7 protein-coding genes and 3 pseudogenes are annotated in these 9,987 nt (G+C 58.0%); 8 read left to right on the forward strand and 2 right to left on the reverse strand.

Annotated elements, in window-relative coordinates; genetic code table 11:
• Positions 1 to 4 precede the first annotated feature (4 nt).
• The 3 genes and pseudogenes from aceF to AMM33_RS19790 form a co-directional block, all read left to right on the forward strand.
• Positions 5 to 1,699 carry a dihydrolipoyllysine-residue acetyltransferase gene (gene aceF / locus AMM33_RS19780; RefSeq protein WP_090142966.1) on the forward strand — a complete coding sequence of 565 codons (1,695 nt, stop codon included), beginning with the start codon at positions 5 to 7 and terminating at the stop codon, positions 1,697 to 1,699.
• A gap of 9 nt (positions 1,700 to 1,708) precedes the next feature.
• Positions 1,709 to 3,547: a dihydrolipoyl dehydrogenase gene (lpdA, locus tag AMM33_RS19785; protein WP_090142967.1), complete on the forward strand. Its 1,839-nt coding sequence runs from the start codon at positions 1,709 to 1,711 to the stop codon at positions 3,545 to 3,547.
• Between the two features lie 84 nt (positions 3,548 to 3,631).
• Positions 3,632 to 4,219 (forward strand): annotated as a pseudogene (locus AMM33_RS19790) (transposase zinc-binding domain-containing protein); the annotation flags it as partial.
• A gap of 21 nt (positions 4,220 to 4,240) precedes the next feature.
• Here AMM33_RS19790 and AMM33_RS22190 read toward each other — a convergent pair.
• Together AMM33_RS22190 and AMM33_RS19795 are read right to left on the reverse strand one after the other, a co-directional pair.
• A complete protein-coding gene (locus AMM33_RS22190; protein WP_194945599.1) occupies positions 4,241 to 4,663 on the reverse strand; it encodes a hypothetical protein in 423 nt (140 codons plus the stop codon).
• Positions 4,647 to 5,246 (reverse strand): hypothetical protein, encoded by a 600-nt coding sequence (locus tag AMM33_RS19795; RefSeq protein WP_194945600.1) that lies wholly within the window; start codon positions 5,244 to 5,246, stop codon positions 4,647 to 4,649. Before AMM33_RS19795 ends, AMM33_RS22190 begins: the two co-directional genes overlap by 17 nt.
• Positions 5,247 to 5,310: 64 nt before the next feature.
• On the opposite strand from AMM33_RS19795, the pseudogene AMM33_RS19800 reads away from it, so the two are divergent.
• The 5 genes and pseudogenes from AMM33_RS19800 to AMM33_RS19815 all read left to right on the forward strand — a co-directional run.
• Positions 5,311 to 6,348, forward strand: a pseudogene (locus AMM33_RS19800) (NAD(P)/FAD-dependent oxidoreductase); the annotation flags it as partial.
• A gap of 112 nt (positions 6,349 to 6,460) precedes the next feature.
• Positions 6,461 to 6,730, forward strand: a complete 270-nt coding sequence (locus tag AMM33_RS19805) for a type II toxin-antitoxin system Phd/YefM family antitoxin (RefSeq protein WP_090142969.1) — start codon at positions 6,461 to 6,463, stop codon at positions 6,728 to 6,730.
• Positions 6,731 to 6,737: 7 nt separating this feature from the next.
• Entirely contained in the window at positions 6,738 to 7,052 is a 315-nt protein-coding gene (locus AMM33_RS19810; RefSeq protein WP_090142970.1) for a CcdB family protein, read from the forward strand.
• A gap of 94 nt (positions 7,053 to 7,146) precedes the next feature.
• A pseudogene (locus tag AMM33_RS22785) lies at positions 7,147 to 7,560 on the forward strand (type I restriction-modification system subunit M N-terminal domain-containing protein); the annotation flags it as partial.
• A gap of 54 nt (positions 7,561 to 7,614) precedes the next feature.
• A complete protein-coding gene (locus tag AMM33_RS19815; protein WP_369802479.1) occupies positions 7,615 to 9,483 on the forward strand; it encodes an HsdM family class I SAM-dependent methyltransferase in 1,869 nt (622 codons plus the stop codon).
• Positions 9,484 to 9,987 lie beyond the last annotated feature (504 nt).

Genomic DNA, 9,987 nt, shown 5'->3' on the forward strand with positions numbered 1-9,987 from the left:
ACACATGGCATTGGTAGAAGTACAAGTCCCGGACATCGGGGATTTCGACGAAGTGACCGTCATTGAGTTGATGGTCAAAGTGGGCGACACGGTGAAAGCCGAACAGTCCCTGATCACCGTGGAGTCCGACAAAGCCTCGATGGAAATCCCGTCGAGCACAGCGGGCGTGGTCAAGGAAATGCGCGTGGCGCTAGGCGACAAGGTCAAGCAAGGCTCCATCGTGCTGGTGGTCGAAGCCCAGTCCGTTGAGGGTTCGGCGTCCAGCGTTGAGCGCGTGCCGCCTGCGGCAATGCCTCAAGCGCCCGCAGCAGCCCCCACAGCAGCGCCCACGCCCAACGCTCAACTCTCAACGCCCAACCCTGCTTCCTCAACGATTGAAGTGCATGTGCCTGACATCGGCGACTTCAAAGACGTGGTCGTCATCGAAGTCATGGTCAAGCCCGGCGAAGCCATCAAGGTGGAGCAATCGCTCATCACGGTCGAGTCTGACAAAGCCTCGATGGAAATCCCGTCTTCGCACGCTGGCGTGCTTCAAGAGCTCAAAGTCAAAGTGGGCGACAAGGTCAACATTGGCGACCTGCTGGCTGTGTTGACGGTTCAGGGTTCGGCGTTGAGCGTTGAGCGCACGGCTGCGCCCTCTTTACCCGCTTCACCTGCTGCACCCGCTGCACCTGCAGCAGTGGCCCTGGTTGCTGCTTCGCCAGTCGCCGCAGCTGCGGTGGCCACGCTGAACACTGAACGCCCAACGCTGAACGCCCCGCAGGGCTTGCCTCACGCATCGCCCTCGGTGCGCAAATTCGCCCGCGAACTGGGTGTGCCGCTCGCAGAAGTCAAAGGCTCGGGCCTCAAAGGCCGGATCACCGAGGCCGATGTGCAAGCCTTCACCCAGGCCGTCATGTCGGGCGCTGCCCAAACCAAGGCGCAAGCGGCCAAAGCCCCTGCAGCTTCGGGTGGTGACGGCGCAGCTTTGGGCCTGATCCCCTGGCCCAAGGTGGACTTCGCCAAGTTCGGCCCCATCGAGCGCAAAGAGATGGGCCGCATCAAGAAGATCAGCGGTGCCAACCTGCTGCGCAACGCCATCATGATTCCGGCCGTCACCAACCATGACGACGCCGACATCACCGACCTCGAAGCCTTCCGCGTCTCCACCAACAAAGAGAACGAGAAGAGCGGCGTCAAAGTCACGATGCTGGCGTTCTTGATCAAGGCTTGCGTGGCCGCGCTCAAGAAATACCCCGAGTTCAACAGCTCACTCGACGGCGATGCACTGGTCTACAAAAACTACTGGCACATCGGCTTTGCGGCTGACACGCCCAACGGTTTGATGGTGCCGGTCATCCGCGATTGCGACAAAAAAGGCGTGTTGCAAATCAGCCAGGAAATGGGCGAGCTGGCCAAGAAGGCGCGAGAAGGCAAACTCAGCCCCGCAGAAATGACGGGTGCCACCTTCACCATCTCCAGCCTCGGCGGCATTGGTGGCAAGTACTTCACGCCCATCATCAACGCGCCCGAAGTGGCCATCTTGGGTGTGTGCAAGAGCACCATGGAACCCGTGTGGGACGGCAAGCAGTTTGTGCCCCGCCTGATGCTGCCCCTGTCTTTGACTTGGGATCACCGCGTCATCGACGGCGCCGCAGCGGCACGCTTCAACGCGTTCCTGGGTCAAATCCTCAGCGACTTCCGTCGCGTGTTGCTCTAAGGACCGACCATGGCACTGATAGATATTCAAGTCCCTGACATTGGTGACTTCGACGAAGTCACCGTGATCGAGCTGATGGTCAAGGTGGGCGACACCGTCAAATCTGACCAAAGCCTGATCACCGTGGAGAGCGACAAAGCCTCCATGGAAATTCCTTGCAGCCACGGCGGCGTGGTCAAAGAACTCAAGGTCAAGCTCGGTGACAAGGTCAAGCAAGGCTCGGTGGTGTTGGTACTGGAAGGGCAGGCCGTTGAGCGTTCAGCGGTGAGCGTTGAGCGTGAACAGCCTGCCGCCACATCGTCTGCACCGGTTGTTGCAAGCGTGTCTTCCACGCCCAACCCTCAACCCTCAACGCACAACGGGCCTGTCGACATCGAGTGCGATGTGCTCGTGTTGGGCGGTGGCCCCGGCGGTTACTCGGCGGCATTCCGCGCGGCGGACCTCGGCTTGAATGTGGTCATCGTTGAGCGCTACGCCACCTTGGGTGGCGTGTGTTTGAACGTGGGTTGCATCCCCTCTAAAGCGCTGCTGCACGTCGCAGCCGTCATGGACGAAGTCAGCCACATGGCCGACCTCGGCGTGGACTTCGGCAAGCCGGTGGTCAACATCGACAAGCTGCGCGGCCACAAAGAAAAAGTCATTGGCAAACTCACAGGCGGCTTGGCTGCCATGGCCAAGATGCGCAAGGTCACCACCGTGCGCGGCTTGGGCCAGTTCGTGGGTGCCAACCACCTCGAAGTGTCTGAGACCACCGGCACCGCACAAGAACAAAACGGCAGCAAAAAAGTGATCGCGTTCAAACGCGCCATCATCGCGGCCGGCTCGCAAGCCGTGCGTTTGCCTTTTATGCCCAACGACCCACGCGTGGTCGACAGCACAGGCGCTTTGGAACTCAAAGAAGTCCCCAAGCGCATGCTCATCTTGGGCGGCGGCATCATCGGCCTGGAAATGGGCACCGTTTACAGCACGCTGGGCGCACGCCTCGATGTGGTGGAAATGATGGATGGCCTCATGCAAGGCGCGGACCGCGACTTGGTCAAGATCTGGCAAAAGATGAACGCCAAGCGCTTTGACAACATCATGCTCAAGACCAAGACCGTGTCCGCACGCGCCTTGCCCGAAGGCATCGAAGTCACGTTTGCACCCGCAGAAGAGGGCGGCACAGCCCCCGCACCGCAGGTGTACGACCTCGTGTTGCAAGCCGTGGGCCGCACGCCCAACGGCAAAAAACTCGCCGCTGAAAAAGCCGGCGTCGCCGTAACAGACCGTGGCTTCATCAACGTCGACATCCAGATGCGCACCAACGTGCCGCACATCTTCGCCATTGGCGACATCGTGGGCCAGCCCATGTTGGCGCACAAAGCGGTGCACGAAGCACACGTGGCGGCCGAAGTGATTGCGGGCGAACTGCAAGGCAACAAAGAGCTGGCAGCGGCGGCGTTCAACGCACGCGTCATCCCCAGCGTGGCCTACACCGACCCCGAAGTGGCATGGGTGGGCTTGACCGAAGACCAAGCCAAAGCACAAGGCATCAAGGTGAAAAAGGGCTTGTTCCCCTGGACCGCATCGGGCCGCGCCATTGCCAACGGCCGCGACGAAGGCGTGACCAAACTGCTGTTTGACGATTCACCCGAGGCCCACGGCCACGGCAAGATCTTGGGCGGCGGCATGGTGGGCACGCACGCGGGCGACATGATTGGCGAGATTGCCTTGGCCATCGAGATGGGCGCAGACGCAGTGGACATCGGCAAAACCATCCACCCCCACCCCACGCTGGGCGAAAGCATCGGCATGGCGGCAGAAGTGGCGCACGGTAGCTGCACGGACTTGCCGCCGACGAAGAAGTAAACCTGTCTTCAGGCCAATCTCACAAAGCCCGATCCTGTAACGGATTGGGCTTTGTGCTTTGCGCGCTCAAACAAGCGCCGCAGAATGCTGTGTATTTGCACAGTATTCATACCCACTCCGAGCCAACCCAAGTGCTTCAACCCGCGCCACCCCGAACGCACGCTGCTCTACCAAATGGTGGCCGAGCACTACGAGACTTGGCTTGACCTGGCCAGCGCGGGCCAGTCGGGCGGCCAGGGAGACCACCACAGCCCTAAGACATGTGTGCGCAAAGCCTTCGAGAAATATCTGGAGTGCGGCATCTTTGCGCGCGGTTTTACCCATGCAAGGTGCGACGATTGCGGACACGACTTTCTGTTGGCCTTCTCCTGCAAAGGCTGCGGCGTATGTCCTTCATGCAACACGGGGCGCATGGCAGAAATGGCGGCACACCTCACCGACCGCGTCTTCCCCCGCCTGCCGGTGCGCCAGTGGGTGCTGTCGGTGCCAAAGCGGCTGCGCTACTTCATGCAACGCGATGGCGCGGTGCTGGGCATGGTGCTGCGTATTTTCTTGCGGGTCATCGCGCAAACGCTGCAAGCCAACAGCCCCGGCGCGACCAATGTGGACAAGACAGCACTGCACATCGGCGCAGTCGCCTTCATCCACCGCTTCGGCTCCAGTCTGTACGAGTTTTATTAAATTAAACACGCATCATCTTGAACAAGCCGATTCGCCTAATGCCCATTTTTTTACAGGATCTCCATCACCTGCGTAATGCGACCAAACGTGCACAGATGCTTGCGTAGGACTTTTTTCTCGAATTTCCACTTCTAGAATGTAAGTGTCGAATTCTCTTTGAACATAAACAACCCCGACACGCAGCTCACGATTCAATTCATTTTTAGTTGATCGCTGGGTATTTTGAGCGAAATAATCAATGCATTTGCTAGCACGCATGATGTCTCTATAAACATCCAAGTATTCACGCTCAATAACGAACTCAACATTGGTTTTGGCTTTAATGCGAAGCTCCTCAACGTTTGTTGGCAACAACAGTCTAATACAACCAGAAAGTCCAAATAAACCACCTAAGGCGAGAGTCCAAACAACGAGTCTCTTATTTGCGATTGCCATACACAACCTCTTCAGAAACAGGCTTGCCAACTAAGTAATATTCACTTTCATTCAATTTGAATTTTGCATCAACTTTATATTCGCGAATTGATATTTTCCAAAATTTCTCATATCTTTGAGGGTAAATAACATACGTCTTGCCTACTTCAATCTTAACACTCGGAATAAATGTGGGTACTGGAGAATACGCGCCACCCCAAACTTCTAAGTCATAAATTCCAGGTTTTATGCGAAGTGGCAGCAGAGATTGGTCAGGTGTATGCCAGCCGTATTGCGGACGATTAGCCCAATTTACTGGATGTGGGAATTCGTCTGTAAGTTTCCAAAGACTCTTAACATTCGCCTCATCCACTTTTGAAGGGATAAAGCCACTCGTCTTTAGATTGTTGAAGCCTTGATAAGGAAAACCTATCAAAGTTGCATGAGGCTTATCAGCGGTTAACAGTTGCGCTTGGTACTCACCATGCAACTTCATCAAATATTCCTGATGCAGCTTTTTACCCTCAGCAATGTGCTCATTCATGCCCGCGCAGCCAGTCAGCAGCAAAAGCAAAATGCTCATCAACCAAAATTTAAATTTCATTTTTAGTTCCATTTGATAAATTTAGACAGCTTGACTCAACTAGTCACCAGCCCAAATTATAGGTATCGCTGCAGGCTCGCAAGCCGTGCGTTTGCCTTTTATGCCCAACGACCCACGCGTGGTCGACAGCACAGGTGCTTTGGAACTCAAAGAAGTCCCCAAGCGCATGCTCATCTTGGGCGGCGGCATCATCGGCCTGGAGATGGGCACGGTTTACAGCACGCTGGGCGCACGCCTCGATGTGGTGGAAATGATGGACGGCCTCATGCAAGGCGCTGACCGAGACTTGGTCAAGGTCTGGCAAAAGATGAACGCCAAGCGCTTTGACAACATCATGCTCAAGACCAAGACCGTGTCCGCACGCGCCTTGCCCGAAGGCATTGAAGTCACGTTTGCACCGGCAGAAGAGGGCGGCACCGCCCCCGCGCCGCAGGTGTACGACCTGGTGCTGCAAGCCGTGGGCCGCACGCCCAACGGCAAAAAACTCGCCGCTGAAAAAGCAGGCGTGTCGGTGTCCGACCGCGGCTTCATCAACGTCGACATCCAGATGCGCACCAACGTGCCGCACATCTTCGCCATTGGCGACATCGTGGGCCAGCCCATGTTGGCGCACAAAGCGGTGCACGAAGCACACGTGGCGGCCGAAGTGATTGCGGGCGAACTGCAAGGCAACAAAGAGCTGGCAGCCGCTGCGTTTAACGCACGCGTCATCCCAAGCGTGGCCTACACCGACCCCGAAGTGGCCTGGGTGGGCTTGACCGAAGACCAAGCCAAAGCCCAAGGCATCAAGGTGAAAAAGGGCTTGTTCCCTTGGACCGCTTCGGGCCGCGCCATTGCCAACGGCCGTGACGAGGGCGTGACCAAACTGCTGTTTGACGATTCACCCGAGGCCCACGGCCACGGCAAGATCTTGGGCGGCGGCATGGTGGGCACGCATGCTGGCGACATGATTGGCGAGATCGCGTTGGCGATTGAGATGGGCGCAGACGCTGTGGACATCGGCAAAACCATCCACCCCCACCCCACGCTGGGCGAGAGCATCGGCATGGCGGCGGAGGTGGCGCACGGCAGCTGCACGGATTTGCCGCCGAGCAAGAAATAATCGGCTTCAGCGCTGCACGAAGCAAAAGCCCCGGACGGGTAACTGTCCGGGGTTTTTTGTGACTGGCATGCTGACGAATGGCTAAAATGGCCAATCGAATCAGGAGTCTTTCATGCGTGTCACCGCCACCGAAGCCAAGAACCGTTTTGGAAGCCTCTGCGCTCAGGCCAAGCGCGAGCCCGTGTTTGTGGAGAAAGCCGGTCAGCTCGACTCGGTCATTCTGTCCGCCGAGCAGTACCAGGCGCTGCAGGCAGGGCACGACAAGGCCAGCCGGGCTTCGCGCAAACAGGCGTTTGAAGCCGAATTTGGCGACTGGATCGCTGCGCAGAACGCCCGGGTCGAAGCCCACGGCATTCCGGGCGCTGACCTTCGCCCCTGGTGAGCGGCCCATGGCGCAGTACGACGTGTTTCCCAACCCAAGCCGCAGCGGGGCGGAGGGTATTCCGTATGTGGTGGTGATCCAGAGCGACTTGCTCGATGGCTTGGCCACTCGCTTGACGATGCCCCTCGCTCAGCCCGACACCATGGGTAAAGTGCCCACTGTGCTGTGCCCAACCATCCATGTGAACGGGCAGCGCCTCAACGCGCTGGCGCACTACACCGCGCCACTGCCCGCCAAACTGCTTCGGAACCCGGTGGACAACGTGGCCGCGCATGCCAGCGCACTGGTGGCGGCGATGGATGCGGTGCTGTCGGGCATCTGAGGAATGGAGCGCTTGGACGCTCAATGCCCCCTCTACCCCGTGTAATACTTGTGGGCTATCAGGTTGAAACCCCAGCCCCACGTTAGTAAAAAAAATGACCCAAGAAACCAACAACCTTGCCGCCGACCTGTGGGCGCTGGCCGACTTGCTGCGCGGCGATTTCCGTCAGAGCCAATATGGCCGCGTCATCCTGCCTTTTGCCCTGCTGCGCCGTCTGTAATGTGTGTTGGAAAGCAGCAAGTCTGCTGTGCTCGTCGAAGCCGCCAAGGTGGAGAAGATGGCCATTGCCGAAGAGGCCAAGGAAAAGCTGCTCCTGCGCGCTACCGGAGGGCTGAGCTTTTTCAACACCTCGCCCATGGACCTGAGTACCTTGGGCGAGTCGGGCATCAAGGCCAATCTGGAGCGCTACATCCAGTGCTTTTCCAAAGACGCCCGCGAGATTTTTGACCATTTCAAGTTCGCCGAATTCATTGGCCTGCTGAATGACGCCAACCTGCTCTACAAGGTGGTGCAAAAAGTCCGCACCATGAACTTGCACCCCAAGGCCGTGTCCAACTACGAGATGGGCCTCGTGTTTGAAGAGCTGATCCGCAAGTTTGCCGAAAGCTCGAACGACACTGCGGGCGAACACTTCACCCCGCGCGACATCGTGCGTCTCACCACCTCGCTGGTGTTCATGGAAGACGACGAAGCCCTGACCAAGCCCGGCATCATCCGCACCATTTATGACCCCACGGCAGGCACCGGTGGCTTTCTGTCGGCGGGCATGGAATATGTGCACGAGCTGAACCCCCAAGCCGTCATGCGCGCCTTTGGTCAGGAGCTGAACCCCGAAAGTTACGCCATCTGCAAGGCAGACATGCTCATCAAAGGGCAGGATGTCAGCAACATCAAGCTTGGCAACACACTCTCCAACGACCACCTCTACGCCAGCAAGTTCGACTACATGCTCTCCAACCCACCCTTTGGCGTGGACTGGAAAAAGATCGAAGGCGACATTGCCGACGAACACACCCTCAAAGGCTTTGATGGCCGCTTTGGCCCCGGCCTGCCGCGTGTGTCCGACGGCTCGCTGCTGTTTCTGCTGCACCTCATCAGCAAGTTGCGCGATGTCACGGACGGCGGCTCAAACGGCGGCTCACGCATCGGCATCATCCTCAATGGCTCGCCGCTGTTCACTGGCGGCGCAGGCTCGGGCGAATCCGAAATTCGTCGCCATATTCTTGAGAGTGATCTGCTCGAAGCCATCGTCGCATTGCCCACCGACATGTTCTACAACACGGGCATTGCCACCTATGTGTGGGTGCTTTCGAACAAAAAGCCCGCCGAGCGCAAAGGCAAGGTGCAGCTCATCAACGGGGTCAATCTCTGCGGCAAGATGCGCAAATCGCTGGGCAGCAAGCGCCATGTGATGGACGAGGCCGATATCGCCACCATCACCCGCTGCTTCGGCAACTTTGAGGTGGTCGAAGCGCAGGCGCTCGATAAACCGGCTGAAGTCAAAAGCAACCGTGGCCGCCAAGCCGCTAACCCAAAGCCCGAAGCCGTCAAAACTTTCGCCAGCAAAATTTTTGCCTCGCACGAGTTTGGCTACCGCCGCATCACCATCGAGCGGCCACTGCGTTTGTCGTGGCAGTTCAGCGATGAGCGCATCGCCAGCCTGCGCTTTGAGTCCGGCGCGCTCGGCAGCGCCATGCAGTGGATCTACACCGAGTATGGTCAGGACCACTGGCAAGACGCGGCTGATTGCGAGCTCTACGGCCAGCTTGACGACTACGCCGTCGAAATCCGCGCCTATCTCAAAAGCCAGTTTGCCGACCTCAAGGAAAAGCAGATCAAAGACCTGCTCGACGCCAGCACCTGGCTGGCGCAAAAGGCCGTGCTGCTCAAGGCCCGCGCCCTGCAAAGCGAGATCGACACAGTGCAGCACGACGACTTCAATGGCTATGACGAAGCCATCAAAGTCGCCAGCAAAAAGGCAGGAATTTCGCTGGACGCCAAAGAGAAAAAGCAGATCGCCGATGCCGTGAGCTGGAAGAACCCCGCCGCCGAAAAGGTGGTCAAGAAAACGCACAAAGGCAAAGCGAACCCCCTGTACGGCCTGTTCGACGTGCACAAAGAAGCCATCGAATACCAAGCCGATGGCGAGCTGCGCGATTTTGAGAACGTGGCGCTAGACCCCAGCCGCCCTGTGAGCGAGAGCGTGGAGGCCTACTTCATCGCCGAAGTGCAGCCGCATGTGCCCGATGCGTGGATAGACGCCAGCAAGCGCGATGCCAAAGATGCCGAGATCGGCATCGTCGGTTATGAGATTCCGTTCAACCGCCACTTTTACCAGTACCAGCCGCCTCGGCCGCTGGAAGAAATTGACGCCGATCTGGATGCCGTGAGCGCAGAGATCATGGCGCTGCTGCGTGAGGTGCATTCATGAGTGGTTTGGCCTATCCTGCCCCGCAATTAGTGTCACCACTTCTGACACAATTGCCAAAACTCTCACCACTGGTGAGACAAATTTACCCCGATGCGGCTAGCTTGTTAAAGAGCAGCCGCCAGACCCAATCCACCGAACATAAGCCTCTACGCCTTGTAAGCCAAATGCGGATGCGGCTTTGTTTTGCTCGCAGGTCGTGGCCGAGATCGGCCTTCAACCCTTCGCACCAGATTGCCCTTGAGCAGTTCGATGCTCTGGGCGATGCACGTCGCAAGGGCGCTAGGCAGCAACAGCAAACGGGGCAGCATGCGTTGCATCAGGCTGGCCGCGTAGCTGCGGTTGCAGATTCGATCAGTGCGCTCTTGCATGCCACGGGCACAGTAACTGAGCAAAGCGCCCAGGTTGTCGGCCAACACTTTGGCGGCGCTATCAATGACACAGGCTTGCTGGCTCAGGCCGCTGACGCTTTCGATTTTCAGGCGAGATCGGAAGAGCGTCGTGTAG

It is taken from the genome of Limnohabitans sp. DM1 (assembly GCF_001269385.1).
In the GTDB taxonomy this organism is placed as follows: domain Bacteria; phylum Pseudomonadota; class Gammaproteobacteria; order Burkholderiales; family Burkholderiaceae_C; genus Limnohabitans_A.